Source organism: Actinomadura sp. NBRC 104412 (assembly GCF_030269515.1).
Taxonomy (GTDB): Bacteria; Actinomycetota; Actinomycetes; order Streptosporangiales; family Streptosporangiaceae; genus Spirillospora.
Map to the genome: position 1 here is coordinate 44,167 of NZ_BSTM01000010.1, position 15,739 is coordinate 59,905.

11 protein-coding genes are annotated in these 15,739 nt (G+C 73.3%); 9 read left to right on the plus strand and 2 right to left on the minus strand.

What is annotated here, in order from left to right:
* The first annotated feature begins 54 nt into the window (after positions 1-54).
* The 7 genes from QSK21_RS14930 (at position 55) to QSK21_RS14960 (ending at position 10,873) form a co-directional block, all read left to right on the plus strand.
* The gene (locus QSK21_RS14930; protein ID WP_285696321.1) at positions 55-1,230 is read left to right on the plus strand and encodes a sensor histidine kinase; all 1,176 of its coding nucleotides are present in this window, start codon (positions 55-57) and stop codon (positions 1,228-1,230) included.
* A gap of 27 nt (positions 1,231-1,257) precedes the next feature.
* Positions 1,258-1,977 (plus strand): response regulator, encoded by a 720-nt coding sequence (locus tag QSK21_RS14935; protein ID WP_285696322.1) that lies wholly within the window; start codon positions 1,258-1,260, stop codon positions 1,975-1,977.
* Positions 1,978-2,099: 122 nt separating this feature from the next.
* Positions 2,100-4,205: an MMPL family transporter gene (locus QSK21_RS14940; RefSeq protein WP_285696323.1), complete on the plus strand. Its 2,106-nt coding sequence runs from the start codon at positions 2,100-2,102 to the stop codon at positions 4,203-4,205.
* Between the two features lie 134 nt (positions 4,206-4,339).
* Positions 4,340-5,350: a FecCD family ABC transporter permease gene (locus QSK21_RS14945; protein ID WP_285696324.1), complete on the plus strand. Its 1,011-nt coding sequence runs from the start codon at positions 4,340-4,342 to the stop codon at positions 5,348-5,350.
* Positions 5,347-6,369: a FecCD family ABC transporter permease gene (locus tag QSK21_RS14950; protein WP_285696325.1), complete on the plus strand. Its 1,023-nt coding sequence runs from the start codon at positions 5,347-5,349 to the stop codon at positions 6,367-6,369. The genes QSK21_RS14945 and QSK21_RS14950 overlap by 4 nt, the downstream gene beginning before the upstream one ends.
* A 37-nt stretch (positions 6,370-6,406) precedes the next feature.
* The gene (locus QSK21_RS14955) at positions 6,407-7,225 is read left to right on the plus strand and encodes an ABC transporter ATP-binding protein (protein ID WP_285696326.1); all 819 of its coding nucleotides are present in this window, start codon (positions 6,407-6,409) and stop codon (positions 7,223-7,225) included.
* A gap of 60 nt (positions 7,226-7,285) precedes the next feature.
* Positions 7,286-10,873, plus strand: coding sequence for a non-ribosomal peptide synthetase (locus QSK21_RS14960; RefSeq protein ID WP_285696327.1), 3,588 nt, complete (start codon positions 7,286-7,288; stop codon positions 10,871-10,873).
* Positions 10,874-10,888: 15 nt separating this feature from the next.
* On the opposite strand, the gene entS is transcribed toward QSK21_RS14960, so the two are convergent.
* Entirely contained in the window at positions 10,889-12,172 is a 1,284-nt protein-coding gene (gene entS / locus QSK21_RS14965; protein WP_285696328.1) for an enterobactin transporter EntS, read from the minus strand.
* A gap of 88 nt (positions 12,173-12,260) precedes the next feature.
* On the opposite strand from entS, the gene panD reads away from it, so the two are divergent.
* Both panD and QSK21_RS14975 read left to right on the plus strand, forming a co-directional pair.
* A complete protein-coding gene (panD, locus tag QSK21_RS14970; protein WP_285696552.1) occupies positions 12,261-12,668 on the plus strand; it encodes an aspartate 1-decarboxylase in 408 nt (135 codons plus the stop codon).
* Between the two features lie 2 nt (positions 12,669-12,670).
* Positions 12,671-14,311: a (2,3-dihydroxybenzoyl)adenylate synthase gene (locus QSK21_RS14975; RefSeq protein ID WP_502871565.1), complete on the plus strand. Its 1,641-nt coding sequence runs from the start codon at positions 12,671-12,673 to the stop codon at positions 14,309-14,311.
* A gap of 50 nt (positions 14,312-14,361) precedes the next feature.
* On the opposite strand, the gene QSK21_RS14980 is transcribed toward QSK21_RS14975, so the two are convergent.
* Positions 14,362-15,654, minus strand: coding sequence for a salicylate synthase (locus QSK21_RS14980; RefSeq protein ID WP_285696329.1), 1,293 nt, complete (start codon positions 15,652-15,654; stop codon positions 14,362-14,364).
* Between the last annotated feature and the right edge of the window lie 85 nt (positions 15,655-15,739).

Here is a 15,739-nt window from a genome sequence, read left to right on the forward strand (position 1 = left end):
GCCCTCGCTCTCACGAGTGAGGACACCGGTGCGTCCAGGCCCGATACTGGGCGAATGTCGTCTCTGACCGCCCGAGCGGAGCGCATCGCCGAGCGGGCCCGCTCCCTGCCGCCCATCGCGGTGGACGCGGTCCTCACGGCCGCGTGCATGGGCAACGCCGTGGCACAGATGCTCGGGGAGGGGACGTTCACCTGGTATCTGGTGGGCGTGGCGCTGTGCGGCTGCCTCCCCCTGCTGTGGCGGCGGCGGTACCCGTTCGAAGTGACGATGATCTGCGGGATCTGCACGGTGTGGCTCTCCCTCGCGCACGCGATAGGCGACCTGCCGGCGGCGCAACTGGTCGCCACCTACACCTTCGCCGCGCTGTGCCCGCCCGCCGAACGGCTGATCGCGGCGGTCGGCACGCTGGCCGGCATCACGATCTCGCTCGGCCCGAAGATCACCGATGTCCAGGAGATCGGGATCGACTTCGCCCTGACCATGGTCTGCTTCACCGTCGCCTACGCGCTCGGCACCGGCGGGCGGGCGCGGCGCGACCGGATCGCGATGCTGGAGGAGCGGGCCGCCCGGCTCTCCGAGGAGCGGGCCGCCGCCGCCACCCGCGAGCGCGAGCGCATCGCGCGGGAGATGCACGACATCCTCGCGCACTCCATGAGCATGATCGCGATCCAGGCGGAGGCCGGGCCGCTCGCCGTCCGCACCGACCCCGACAGGGCGGAGCGGATGTTCGACACCATTTCGGAGACGGCGCGCGACGCCTTGGCACAGCTCCGGCGGGCGCTGGGGGTGTTGCGGTCCGAGCCAGACGGCGCTCCCCGGCGTCCCGCGCCGGGGCTGACGGCGCTGGAGGCGCTCGTCGAGGACGTCCGGCACGCCGGGCTCGAGGCCACCCTGGAGCGCGACGGCCGACCGCGCCCCATCTCGTCCGACCTGGAGGTCACCGCGTACCGGATCGTCCAGGAGGCGCTGACCAACACCGTCAAGCACGCGGAAGCGCGCGCCGTGCGGGTCCGCCTGATCTGGCGGGACGACGCGCTGGCCGTGGAGGTGAGCGACGACGGGCGCGGCCCGTCCACGGCCGTCGCCACGGCCAACGGGCGCAAGGGCGGGCACGGGCTGGTCGGCATGCGCGAGCGCGTCACCGCGGCCGGCGGCGACCTGGTCACGGGACCGGGCCCGGACGGCACCGGATACCGCGTCCGGGCGGAGCTGCCTCTGAGCGGCGACTGAGCGGCGACGCCCCCTAGAATCGGACGCGTGCCACCCGCGCAACCCATCCGTGTCCTCATCGCCGACGACCAGGCCCTCGTCCGTGACGGCTTCGGGATGATCCTCTCCGCGCAGCCCGACCTGGAGGTGGTCGGTGAGGCGGCCGACGGGGCCGAGGCGATCCGGCTGGCCCGCGAGCTGCGTCCCGACGTGGTGCTGATGGACGTGCGCATGCCCAACGTCGACGGCATCGAGGCGACCACCGCGATCTGCCGTGACACCTCCGCGCGGGTGCTCGTGCTCACCACGTTCGACCTCGACGAGTACGTGTACGACGCGCTGCGCGCCGGGGCGAGCGGCTTCCTCTTGAAGGACATGCGGCGCGACGAGCTGGTCGACGCGGTACGGGTCGTCGCCGCGGGCGAGGCGCTGCTGGCGCCGACCGTGACCCGCCGCCTCATCGCCGAGGTGGTGAACCGGGGAGACCGTCGTGCCCCCTCGTCATCCGGCCGCCCGGCCGCGCCCCGCCCCGACGGGCGCCTGGACGCGCTCACCGCCCGCGAGACCGACACACTGCGGCAGGTGGCCAGGGGACTGTCCAACGCCGAGATCGCCCGCGAGCTGTACGTCACCGAGCACACGGTGAAGACGCATGTCAGCAGCCTGCTGAGCAAGCTCGGCCTGCGCGACCGGGTGCAGGCGGTCGTGCTGGCGTACGAGTCCGGCCTCGTCCAGCCGGGTGAGAACGCACCCCCTCAGCACGCCTGAACCACTCTTGAGAGTGAGGTGGCCCGCTCCCGAGAGCGGGCCGCTGTTCCGCTCTTGGCGGCGATCCGCCGCGCGCCCGGCCGTACGAACATCGGGGCAGCTCACAAAACTTGGAGGCTGACATGATCCGCGCACTCACGGGGGTGTCCGCACGGCGGCCCTGGGCCGTCGTCGCGCTCTGGCTCGTGGTGGTCGGGGCCGGGTTCGGCATCGGCACCGGCGTGTTCGGCCGGCTGGTCCCGGACGTCGGGACGGTGCCCGGCAGCGAGTCGTACAAGGCGGCGCAGAGGCTGGAGGAGGCCGCGCCGCGTCCCGAGACCCTGAACGCCGTCATCACCGGCAGGCCCGCGAACGATCCGGAGCTGAGGCGGCAGGTGGCCGCCGCGGTCGCCGCCACGCGGACCGTGCCGGGCGTGACCGCGGTGTCCGAGCCGCTGCCCTCCGCGGCGACGGGCAGGGCGCTGCTGGTCCAGGTCCGGCTCGCCCCCGGGGACGGCGAGGAGGCCGCGGCCGAGGCGGCGGCCGCACGCCTGCGCGCGGTCGACGCCCAGGTCACCGTCGCGGGCGGGCCGCTGTCCGACGCCGAGTTCGACGAGCAGGCGGGCGAGGACGTCGCGCGGGCCGAGATGCTCAGCACGCCCGTCGTGCTGGTCCTCCTGCTGATCGTCTTCGGCGGGCTGCTGGCCGCCGGCCTGCCGCTGCTGGTCGCCGTCGTCGGCACCGGCGGGGCGTTCGGCATCCTGTTCGCGTTCAGCGCCGTCACCGATATCTCGGTCTACGCCGTCCAGATCGTTACCATGCTGGCGCTCGGCCTGGCCGTCGACTACGCGCTGCTCATGGTCAGCCGCTTCCGCGAGGAGCGGCGCACCGCCCCGGACGTGGCGACCGCCGTGGCGCGTACCAGCGCCACCGCCGGGCGCACCGTCGCGTTCTCCGGGCTGACCGTCATGGTCGCGCTGGCCGGGCTGGTGGTGTTCCCCGACCCGTTCCTGCGTTCCATGGGCCTGGCGGGCGCCGCGGTCGTCGCCGTGGACATGCTGGTCGCGCTCACCTTGCTGCCCGCGCTCCTCAGCCGCTTCGGCCACCGGATCCGCCCGCGCCGCCGCGAGGGCCGCGGCCAGGTGTTCGCCCGGGTCGCCCGCGGCGTCCAGCGCCGCCCGGTCGCCGTCCTGGTCGCCATCGCCGCCGTCATGGTCACCCTGGCGGTTCCGGTGTTCGGGATGCGCATCGCCATGGGCGACCCGCGCATGCTGCCGGACTCCACCGACACCCGCCAGATGTGGGACGGCCTCAACGAGCACTTCCCCGACCAGGTGCAGTGGGCCGGTGACATCCAGGTCGTCACCAGGATCCCCGCGAACGACCCCCGTATCGCGCAACTGCGCCAGACCGTGTCCGCCATGCCGGGCGTCACCGACGTCGAGGCCGGACAACTGGCCCCCGGCCTGACCGTCATCACCGCCACCCCGACCGGCCAGGCCGAGGGCGCCGACGCCCGTAACGCCGTGGCCGCCATCCGCGACCTCCCGCTCGACGTGCAGGTCACCGGCGACACCGCCCGCCTCGTGGACTACCGCGCGATGCTGGCCGACCGCCTCCCCTGGGCGATCGCCCTGGTCGCCGTCGGCACCCTCCTCCTGTTGTTCGCCTTCACCGGCTCGGTCGTCCTGCCCGTCAAGGCCGTCCTGACCAACCTCCTCAGCATCGGCGCCGCCCTGGGCGCCGTGGTCTGGGTCTTCCAGGACGGCAACCTGGCCGGCCTGATGGGCACCGAGGGCATGGGCTACGTCCACCTGACCGTCCCCGTCCTGGTCGGCGCCATCGCGTTCGGCCTCTCGGTCGACTACGAGGTGTTCCTGCTGTCCCGCATCCGCGAACGCGCGCTGGCCGGCGACGACCCGCAGGTCTCGGTCGCCGCGGGCATCCAGAGCACCGGCGGCATCGTCACCGCCGCGGCCCTCCTGATCGGCGTGGTCTTCGCCGGCTTCGCCGCCGGCGGCTTCGCCCCCATCAAGGCCATCGGCCTGGGTCTGGTCCTGGCCATCGCCCTGGACGCCACCCTGGTCCGCATGCTGCTCGTCCCGGCCACCATGACCCTCATGGGCCGCCTCAACTGGTGGCTCCCCGCCTTCCTCCGCCCCGTCCACAAGCGCCTGGCCATCTCCGAAGAACCCCCACCCGAACCCACCCCCTCGACCACCCAGGAACCCGTCCCGGCCACCCGCTGACCGAATCATCGAGAACGCCCCCCACCTGGTGGTATGGGGGGCGTTCCCCTATATCGGGGATCGCGTACGGATTTAGCTTTGGCTAACCTAATTGGGTGCTGACGTCCGTGCGGGAAGCGTCCGCAGGTGAGGGGGTGCCTGCGACGGGAAGTGTTCGGACCGGGCGGTGGGGCGGGCTGGCGCTGCTCCTGGGGTTGCTGGCGCTGGCCGTGGCGGCGAGTTTCGCGGTGGGAGCGCAGCGGGTTCCGCTGGGCGATGTGGTCGGGGCGCTGGTCGCGCCGGACGGGTCCGAGCATGCGCTGATCGTGCGGGAACTGCGGCTGCCGCGGACGCTGCTCGGCGTCGCGGTGGGCGCGGCGCTGGGCCTGGCCGGGGCGTTGATGCAGGCGCTGACGCGGAACCCGCTCGCCGAACCCGGGTTGCTGGGGGTCAACGGCGGGGCGGCGCTCGCGGTCGTGATCGTCATGAGCGCGTTCCGGACGGACCAGGTGCTGGTGTACGTGTGGGCCGCGTTCGCCGGGGCCACCGGGTCGATGGCGCTCGTGTACCTGATCGGCGCGCAGGGACGGGGCGGGGCCTCGCCGGGACGGCTGGTGTTGGCGGGCGCCGCGATGAACGCCGTGTTCACGGCGTTGACGGCCGGGCTGATGCTGCTGAACCCCCGTACGTTCAACGGCTTCCGGTTCTGGCAGGTCGGGTCGCTGTCGGGGCGGCCCCTGGAGGTCTTCTTCGAGGTGCTGCCGTTCCTGGTGGCGGGGACGGTCCTCGGGCTGGCGCTGGCACGTTCCCTCAACGCGCTGGGCCTGGGGGAGGAGGCCGCGCAGGCCCTGGGCGTGCGTCCCGGGCGCACGCGGGCGCTCGGGGCGTCGGCGATCGTGGTGCTGTGCGGCTCGGCGACGGCGGCGGTCGGGCCGATCGCGTTCCTCGGGCTGGCGGTGCCGTTCATGGTGCGTGCGTGGGTGGGGCCCGACCAGCGCTGGGTGCTGCCGTACTCGCTGCTGCTCGCGCCGGTGCTGATGCTGTTCGCGGACGTGCTCGGCCGCGTCGTGACCCCGGGTGAGCTTGAGACCGGGCTGGTGACCGCGTTCCTCGGGGCGCCGGTCTTCATGCTGATGGTGCGGCGCGGGGGGATGCGGAAACTATGAGGGTTCTGCGCGGCGGGACCGTCTCGGTGCGGTGGGAGCCGCGGATCGTCCTGGTCGGTGCCGCGTTGCTCGTCGTGGCGTGCGGCGCCGCCGTTCTCGTGGTCGGGACGGGTGACTTCCCCATCTCGCCGGCCGAGGTCGTGCGGGCACTGGTGGGGCAGGGGGACCAGGCCACCGGGTTCATCGTCACGACGTTGCGGTTGCCGCGGGCTCTGGTCGGGTTACTGGCGGGCCTGGCGCTGGGGATGAGCGGAGCGATCTTCCAGAGCATCTCGCGCAACCCGCTGGGCAGCCCGGACCTCATCGGGTTCACGACGGGGTCGGCGACCGGCGCGCTGGTGCAGATCCTCCTCTTCGGCGGCGGGGCCGTGGCGATCGCCACGAGCTCGGTGCTGGGCGCGGTGGCGACGGCGCTCGTGGTGTACGCGATGTCGTACAAGGGCGGCGGCGTCCACGGCATGCGGCTGGTGCTGATCGGGGTCGGCGCGGCGGCGATGCTGGAGGCGTTCAACGCCTACCTGATCACGCGGGCGGAGCTGCGGGACGCGTACGAGGCGGCGTTCTGGCTGTCGGGGAGCCTGAACGGGCGGGGCTGGGAACAGGCCAGGCCGCTCGCGCTGGCCATGGTGGTGCTGGTCCCGCTGGCGCTGGCGTTCTCGCGCCAGTTGGGCATGGGGGAGCTGGGGGACGAGGCCGCGCAGGCGCTCGGCGTGCCGGTGCAGCGGTCGCGGGCGATGCTCGTCGTCGCGGGCGTGGGGCTGTGCGCGGCGGCGACGGCGGCGGTGGGTCCCGTCCTGTTCGTCGCGCTGGCCGCGCCGCAACTGGTGCGCAGGCTGACCCGGCGTACGGGCCCGCATGTGCTGTCTGCCGGGCTCATGGGCGCGGCCCTTCTGGTGTGCGGCGACCTGATCTCGCTGCGGCTGCCCGTGGCGATGCCGGTCGGCGTGGTGACCGGCGTGCTGGGCGGCCTGTACCTGGTCTGGTTGCTGGCGAGCAAGGGACGGAGGGTCATCGCGTGAGCGAGGAGACGTGCCGGAGACGAGCGGGGAGCGCACCTTGAGCAGGTTGAGGGCGGACGGGCTGACGTTGGCGTACGACCAGCGGGTGGTGGCCGAGGGGCTCGGGGTGGAGATCCCGGACGGGTCGTTCACGGTCATCGTGGGGCCCAACGCGTGCGGGAAGTCGACGCTGCTGCGTGCCCTGGCCCGGCTGTTGAGGCCGAAGGAGGGCACGGTCTTCCTGGACGGTGAGCCGATCCTGTCGCTGCACGGCAAGGAGGTGGCGCGGCGGCTGGGCATGCTGCCGCAGTCGCCGATCACGCCGGAGGGGATCACCGTGGCCGATCTGGTGGCTCGGGGCCGGTATCCGTACCAGGGGCTGCTGAAGCAGTGGTCGCGCGACGACGAGCGCGCGGTGGCCGGGGCGATGGACGCGGTCGGTGTCACGGATCTGGCGGGACGGGTGGTGGACGAGCTGTCGGGCGGGCAGCGGCAGCGGGTGTGGCTGGCGCTGGTGCTGGCGCAGCGGACCCCCATCATGCTGCTGGACGAGCCGACGACGTTCCTGGACATCGCGCACCAGATCGAGGTTCTGGACCTGTGCTCGCGGCTGCACGAGGAGGGCCGCACGCTGGTGGCGGTGCTGCACGACCTGAACCACGCGTGCCGGTACGCGACGCATCTGGTCGCGATGCGCGGCGGCGAGGTGATCGCGCAGGGCCGTCCCGAAGAGGTGGTGACGGCGGAGCTGGTGGAGCGGGTGTTCGGGCTTCCGTGCCAGGTCATCGAGGATCCGGAGTCCGGCACCCCGCTGGTCGTGCCGGTGGACAGACGGCGTTCCTACGCGGTGGCCGGGGGACCGGGCTCCCAGGGGTGACGTTGACGCCCCCGAGTCGTGTTGATTAGGTTAGCCTTACCTAAATCGACAGGGGGTGCTGTGCTCACCAGGGACGAACTGCACGCCATGCTGACCCAGGGGCTGGCCGAGGTGCTGGGCGAGGAGGCGAGTCCCGACGACAACCTCATCGAGCTGGGCATGGACTCCATCAGGCTGATGGGTCTGACCGGCCGGCTGCGCAAGCGGGGCATCGAGGTGCGCTTCGCCGAACTGGCCGAACGTCCCACCCTCCGCGAATGGTGGGAGCTGCTGGAGGAACGGGGCGTCGTCGAACCCGCCCCCGCTCACGACCAGCCGCAGGACGAACCCGAGTCGTTCCCGCTGGCCCTGATGCAGCACGCGTACTGGATCGGCCGGGACGACGACCAGGCGCTCGGTTCGGTCGCCGCGCACCTGTACGTCGAGCTGGACGGGCGCCGCATCGACCCGGCCCGGTTCGAACAGGCCGTGCGCGGGCTTGCCGAACGCCACCCGATGCTGCGCGTCGCGGTGTCGGACGACGGCACGCAGCGCATCCTGCCCGTGCGCCCCGAACCCGCCATCACCGTCCATGACCTCCGGGCGGCCGACGATCCGGACGCCGAGCTCGAGCGCGTCCGCGAGGAGATGTCGGTGCAGCGCCTTCCCATTGAGGAGGGCCGGGTCTTCGACGCTCGGCTGAGCCTGCTCCCGGACGGCGCGACGCGGCTCCATCTCGACGTGGACATGGTCGCGGCCGACGCGATGAGCTACCGCACGCTCCTGGACGACCTGGCCGCGCTCTACGAGGGCGAGTCCCTGGAGCCGATCACCTACACCTACGCCCGCTACCTCGCCGCCGATCCGCGCGCCGAGGCCCGTGCGCGCGACCGCGAGTGGTGGGCGGAACGGCTGGGCGACCTGCCGGGCCCGCCCGAGCTGCCGGTGGTGCCCGAGCCGGGCGACCGGGTGGTGCGCCTGCACCACTGGCTGGCGCCGGACGACAAGGACCGCCTCCTCTCCCGCGCGCACCGCGAGGGCGTCACCCCGGCGATGGCGCTGGCCGCCGTGTTCGCCGAGGTCATCGGCGCGTGGTCGGCCACGCCCCGGTTCCTGCTGAACCTGCCGCTGTTCCACCGCGAGCCCGTCCACCCCGACGTGGACAAGGTGGTGGGCGACTTCACCGGCTCCATCATGCTGGAGATCGACCTCGGCGAGGAGCTGCCGTTCGTGGAACGGGCGCGGGCCGTCCAGGCCCGCCTGCACACCTCCGGCGCGCACAGCGACTACTCCGGCCTGGAGGTGCTGCGCGACCTGTCCAGGCAGCGGGGCGAACAGGTGCTCGCCCCGATCGTCTACACCAGCGCGCTCAACCTGGGCGAGCTGTTCGGCGAACGGGTGCGGCGCAGCTTCGGCGAGCCGGAGTGGATCGTCTCGCAGGGCCCGCAGGTGCTGCTGGACGCGCAGGTCACCGAGATCTCCGGCGGGCTGCTGCTGAACTGGGACGTGCGGCGTCCCGCGTTCCCCGACGGCGTGGCGGAGGCGATGTTCGCCGCCTACACCGGTGCCGTCACACGGCTGGGCGCGGAGGGCGCGGACTGGACCGAGCCGCTGCGCATCACCGCGACGCCCGACCAGTTGCGCGTCCGGCACAAGCTGAACGCGACCGAGGCCCCGCCCGCCCGTACCCTCACGGAGGGCTTCTTCCGCCACGCCCGGGAGACGCCGGACGCGCCCGCGCTGCGCTGGGGCACCGACGGCACCCTCACCTACGGCGAACTCGCCCGCCGCGCGCTCGGCGTCGCCGCCCGCCTCGTCGAGGAGGAGGGCGTGCGTCCTGGCGACCGCGTCTCGATCGAGCTGCCCAAGGGCCCGGACCAGGCCGTCGCCGTGCTCGGCGTGCTGGCGGCGGGCGCCGCGTACGTGCCGATCGGCCCGGAGCAGCCGGAGGCGCGGCGCGCCAGGATCCGCGTGAGCGCGGCGGTGGCGGCCCGTCTGACCTCGGTCGCCCCCGGGAACGCGGCCCCGCTGGACGCGCCGGTCCCGGTGCCGCCCGAGCAGGTCGCCTACGTCCTGTTCACCTCGGGATCGACCGGCGAGCCCAAGGGCGTGGAGGTCTCGCACCGCGCCGCGATGAACACCATCGGCGACCTGGTCGACCGTTTCGGCCTCGGCCCGTCGGACGCGACGCTCGGGGTGTCCGCGCTGGACTTCGACCTGTCGGTGTTCGACCTGTTCGCGCCCTGGTCGTCCGGTGGCGCGGTCGTGCTGCCGGAGCAGGACGAGCGCCGCGACGCCGCCGCTTGGGCCGCGCTCGCGGGACGCTGGTCGGTGACCGTCCTCAACTGCGTGCCGTCCGTGCTGGAGATGCTGCTGGCCACCGGTCCCGTGCCGAGCCTGCGGCTGGTGCTGCTGGGCGGCGACTGGGTCGGCGCGCACCTGCCCGGCCTGTTGCGCGAGCGCGCGCCCGGCGCCCGGTTCGTGGCCCTCGGCGGGACGACCGAGACCGCGATCCACTCCACGGTGCAGGAGGTCGGCGAGGTCCCCGAGGGCTGGCGCGCGATCCCGTACGGGGTGCCGCTGCGCGGTGTCGCCTGCCGGGTCGTGGACGAGCTCGGCCGGGACCGTCCCGACTGGGTGACCGGCGAGCTGTGGATCGGCGGCGCCGGCGTCGCCGACGGCTACACCGGCGACCCGGAGCGCACCGCGGACAGGTTCGTCGAGCACGAGGGCACCCGCTGGTACCGCACCGGTGACCTGGCCCGCTACTGGCCGGACGGGACGATCGAGTTCCTCGGCCGCCGCGACCACCAGGTGAAGGTGCGGGGTTTCAGGATCGAGCTGGGCGAGGTCGAGGCGGCGCTGGAGAGCCACCCGAAGGTGGGCCGCGCGGTCGGCCTGCTCGCCTCCGGCCGCCTGGCCGCCGCCGTCACCGGAGTGGACGACGGAGACGACGTGCTCGCCCACGTACGCGAGCTGCTGCCGCCGCACATGGTGCCCGAACTGCTCGTTCCCCTGGACGAGCTGCCGCTCACCGCCAACGGCAAGGTGGACCGCAAGGCGCTCGCCGCCCTCGCCGCCGAGGCGGGCGGCGAGGCAGGCCCGGCGTACGTGGCGCCCCGCACCAACGTGGAAAAGGTCCTCGCCCGCATCATCGCCGACGTGCTCGGCATCGACCCGGCGCCCTCCGCTGCGCTGGCGCTCGGCTCCAGGCGCCGGGTCGTTTCATTGTGGGGGGACGACCCCCCACACCCCCCGGAAGAGCAGACCGACCCGGTGCCCTCCGCTCCGCTGGCGCTCGGCTCCGGGCGCCGGGTCGATTCATTGTGGGGGGACGACCCCCCACACCCCCCGGAAGAGCAGACCGACCCGACGCCCTCCGCTCCGCTGGCGCTCCGCTCCGGGCGCCGGGTCGGTGTCAACGACGACTTCTTCGCGCTCGGTGGTGACTCCGTGTTGGCCACGTCCGTCATTGCCCGTGCGCGCGAGGCGCTGGACACCACGGACCTTCCGGTGCGGGTCCTGTTCGCCCAGCGCACCATCGCGCGGATCGCGCGGCGCTTCACCGAACTGGAGGCCGAGCCCGGGCGCCTGGAGGCCGTGGCCGGGATCTGGCTCATGGTTCAGGACATGTCCGAGGAAGAGCTGGCCGAGCGCCTCTCCCAGTGAGCGGGCGCACGGTCGTCAGGCGCGCCCCGGATCCGGCGCGGGATCCGGGGCGCGCGCGGGCTCGGGGGCGAGCGTGGCGCCGCGCAACCCGGTCAGGGACAGCGCGAGCCCGAGGGCGAGGACGGCGCTGACCGTCCCGTAGACGACGATGGCGGCGCCGGGCGCGAGGTAGCGGCCCAGCGCCCCGGCGCCCAGCGCCCCGACGGCCTCGCCGCCCGTCTCCTGCGCGGACCACAGCGCGTTCACCCGTCCCAGGTAGGCGTCGGGCGTGTGGCTCTGGATGAGGCCGTACCGCAGGATCTCCTCGATGGACGCGACGAACCCGTACCCGAAGAGGATCGCGACGGCGAGCGCGGGATGCCGGGACAGGCCGAGCACGGCGAGGGTCGCGAAGCCCGCCACGGACGCGACGAGCAGCGCGCGGCCAGGCGCGCGTACGGTCGCCGCCCAGCCGCTCGTCACGGACGCGAGGACGGCGCCGCAGGCGGGCGCCGCGTACAGCAGGCCGACCGTGGTGGGCCCGCCGCCGAGGCTGAGGGCGGCGAACGCGGGCATCAGCACGGGGATCCCGCCCGCCACCATGAACAGCGTCCCGAGCAGCATCAGCGAGCCCACGACGCGGTGGGATGCCACGAAGCGCAGCCCGGAGCCCAGCGCCTTCAGCGGGGCCTCGTGCGTCTCCGCGGCGGGCTTGAGCGGCGGCAGGGCGGTCAGCAGGAGCAGCGTCCCCAGCGTCCCCGCCGCGGCGGCGGCGTAGTTCCACCCGACCCCGAACGCCGACACCACCAGCCCGCCGAGCGCGGGGGAGAGCATCGACCCGAGCCGCACGGTGAGCGCGTTGAGCGCGCCCGCCGCCACGAGCTTGTCGGGGCCGACCAGCGCGGGCGTGGCGGCCAGCAGCGCGGTGACGCTGACGCCGGTCGCGAGCCCGTCCCACGCGGCCAGCACGTACAGCGCGGCCAGGAACGGGGACGGCAGGAACGCGTTGAGCGTGAGCAGCAGGAAGCCGATCCCGGCGGCGGTGCGCGCGTGCAGCATCAGGCGGCGCCGGTCGTACCGGTCGGCGAGGACGCCGCCCCACATGAACCCGGCCAGCAGCGCGAAACCGCTGGACGCGGACACGGCGCCGACGTGCACGGTGGAGCCGGTCATCTCGTACACCTGCACCGGCAGCGCGACCATCAGCATGCCGATGCCGAAGACCGACACCGTGCGGGCGACGAAGGTATTGCGGAACGGCCTGGACTCCCGAAGGGGGCTGACGTCCATCGCGAGCCGGCGGGTGAGACTGCGCACCATCCTGGGGACTTCTCCTCGACACCGGGCTGAATTAAGGTAAGGCTCACCTTAGTTGATCGAGCCTATCCGGACGAAAGAGGCCGAACCGGTGCTGCGCATGCTGATGAACGGGAAGATCCACCGTGCCACCGTCACCCAGGCGGACCTGCACTATGTGGGCTCGCTGACGATCGACGCCGACCTGATGGCGGCGGCCGACATCGTGGAGGGCGAGCAGGTGCAGGTCGTCGACATCACCAACGGCGCCAGGCTGTTCACCTACGCCATCACCGGCGAGGCCGGCAGCGGCGTGATCGGGATCAACGGCGCCGCGGCCCGGATCGTGCAGCCCGGCGACCTGGTCATCATCATCACCTACACCGCCGTGGACGAGTCGAAGCGGCACGAGCACACGCCGAAGGTGGTGCACGTGGACGGCGCCAACCGCGTCGTCGCGGTCGGCGCGGACCCGGCCGAGCCCGTGCCCGGGGCCGAGGCGCAGCTGGCGGGAAGGTGACCATGCCGGGGCAGAGCCGTACGGCGAGCCTCGAAGACCGTCCCCAAAAGGAGGGCGCGATGGACGGGTTCGTTCCCTGGCCTCCGGAGTTCGAGGCGCGGTACAAGGCCGAGGGCTACTGGAGCGACCGGCTGCTCGGCGGCGTCCTGCGCGGCGAGCCGGACCGGGTCGCGCTGGTGGCGGGCGACGAGCGGCTCACCTACGCGGAGCTGGACCGGCGCGCCGACCGGGTCGCCGCCGGTTTCCGGGGCCTGGGCGTGGTGCGTAGCGACCGCGTGGTCGTGCAACTGCCCAACACCGCCTCGTTCGTCGTGGTGTTCCTGGCGCTCGCCCGGATCGGCGCCGCGCCCGTGCTGGCGCTGCCCGCGCACCGCGAGAGCGAGATCGGCTACCTGTGCGAGCTGTCGCAGGCCAAGGCGTATGTCATTCCGGAGACGGGCGACGGCGGCTTCGACCACCGCACCCTGGCGCGCGCCGTCCGAGTCGAGCACGTGGTCGTGGACGGTGACGCGCAGGAGTTCACCGCGCTCGCCGACCTCGACGTGGATCCCGCGTCGGTGCCCGCCGCGGCCGATGGCCCCGACCCCGCGGACGTCGGCGTCTTCCTGCTCTCCGGCGGGACGACCGGCCTGCCGAAGCTGATCCCGCGGACCCACCGCGACTACGTCTACAACCTGGAGGCCAGCGCCGAGCTGTGCGGCTTCTCCGACACCACCGTCTACCTGGTCGTGCTGCCGGCGGCGCACAACTTCGCGCTCGCCTGCCCCGGCATCCTCGGCGTGTTCGCCACCGGCGGGACGGTCGTGCTGGCGCCGTCCGGGTCGCCGGACGAGGCGTTCCCGCTCATCGAGCGCGAGAAGGTCACGGTGTGCGCCATGGTGCCGCCGATCGCGCTGCTGTGGCTGGACGCGGTGTCGTGGTCGGACGAGGACCTGTCGTCCCTGGAACTGCTCCAGGTGGGCGGCGCCAAGTTCGCCGCCGAGCGCGCGGCGCAGGTGCCCGAGGTGCTGGGCTGCGCCGTCCAGCAGGTGTTCGGGATGGCCGAGGGCCTGCTCAACTACACCCGGCTGGACGATCCGCCCGAACTGGTCGAGCGGACCCAGGGACGGCCCATGTCGCCCGCCGACGAGGTCCGCGTGGTCGACGAGGACGGGAACGACGTCGCGCCGGGGGAGGTGGGCGAGCTGCTCACCCGCGGCCCGTACACGCTGCGCGGCTACTACCGGGCGCCCGAGCACAACGCGCGCTCGTTCACGCCCGACGGCTTCTACCGCACGGGCGACCTGGTACGGCGCCTCCCGTCCGGGCACCTGGTCGTCGAGGGACGGGCGAAGGACCAGATCAACCGGGGCGGCGACAAGATCTCGGCGGAGGAGCTGGAGAACCACCTGCTGGCGCATCCGTCCGTCCACGACGCCGCCGTCGTGGGCATGCCCGACCCGGTGATGGGGGAGCGCACCTGCGCGTTCCTCGTCGTCCGCGAGGGGGCCACGGCGCCGTCGCTGCGCGAGACCAAGGACTTCCTCCGCGACCGCGGCGTGGCCGCCTACAAGTTCCCCGACCGCGTCGAGATCGTGGCGGAGTTCCCCCGCACCCCGGTCGGGAAGATCGCGAAAAAGGCGCTGGCCGCCCGGCTGGGCTGAACCCGCCGGGCGGCCAGGCCGCCGTCACCAGGCGTCACCGTCACCAGGCGTCAGGGGAGCGGGACGACGTACGGGGCGATGCTGGAGAGCTTCTCGCAGGTCTCCTCGTACTCCCGCTCCGGGGTGGAGCCGGTGACGATCCCGGCGCCCGCGCGCAGCCACGCGCCGCGCTCGTCGCTGTAGAGGGCGCGGAGGACGAGCGCGGCGTCCATCGCGCCGTCGTGCGCGATGGTGAGGACCGTGCCGGCGTAGAGGCCGCGCGGTTCCTCCAGCCGCGCGATGGCGTCCATGGCCTCCGGCTTGGGGATGCCGGACGCGGTCACGCCGGGGAACAGCACGTCCAGCACGTCCCAGCTCGTGCGTCCCTGGGCGAGCAGTCCGCTGACGCTCGATCCGAGGTGCTGCACGCTGCCGCGTTCCTTCACCGACATGAACCCGGTGACCTGGACGGTGTCGGGCTCGCACACCCGGTTCAGCTCCTCCTGGGAGGTGCGCACCGACACGGCGTGCTCGAAGATCTCCTTGGGGTCGGTCTCCAGCTCGCGCCGGGTGGCCGCGTCCAGTTCCGCGCCGCGGCCGAACGCCCGGGTGCCGGCCAGCGGCTGCGTCATCACGGTGCCGGTGGCGTCGACGCAGGCCAGCACCTCGGGGCTGAACCCGGTGGCCTGGAAGGAGCCGAGGCGGAACAGGAACGAGCGTGCCGGGGTGTTGGCGGACCGCCCGCGCACGTACGTCGAGACCACATCGACGGGGAAAGAGATCGGTAGCCGCCGGGAGACGATGACCTTCTGGTAGCGGCCCGCGCCGATCTCCTCGACGGCGCGGGCGACGCGCGTCCGGTAGGTGTCGCCGCCGACCCGGACCCCGACCGGCTCGGGCGTGCCGAGACGGGGTTCGGCGGGCTCGGCGAGCAGCGCGGCCACCCGTTCGGCCTCCGCGGCGTCCACGCTGGTCACGACGGCCTCCCCGGCGCCGACGCGGACCTCCGTGCGCGGGACGATGAGGTGCGCGAGCCGCTCGCCGCGGTTCCGCGGGCCCGCGAACTCGAACGCGATCCAGCCGTAGGCGTTCCACCGCGGGAAGGGGCACGAACGGAACGCCTCGTCCAGCGCGTCGGCGGGACGTCCCGACCAGGCGTGCTCCTGCCGCTCACCGCCGTCCCACCAGGTGCGCAGCATGCCGTTCCTCGTGGGCGGACGACCGTCCGCGATGCCTTCCGTGCCGCCGGCCGGTGGTGCGTCCAGGACGACCTCTCCCAGCACCCCGCCCGCGAACGTCCACGAGCCGGGACGCTCGTAGACGACGTGGTCGTCGAACAGCCCGCAGCGCGCGAGGCGCGCCATGAGAAAAAGCGGGTTCGCGCCGGCCACCCTCACCGTGACGGCCGTGCGGCCGGATTCTGTACGCGCACTCACTGGTGTCCACGGC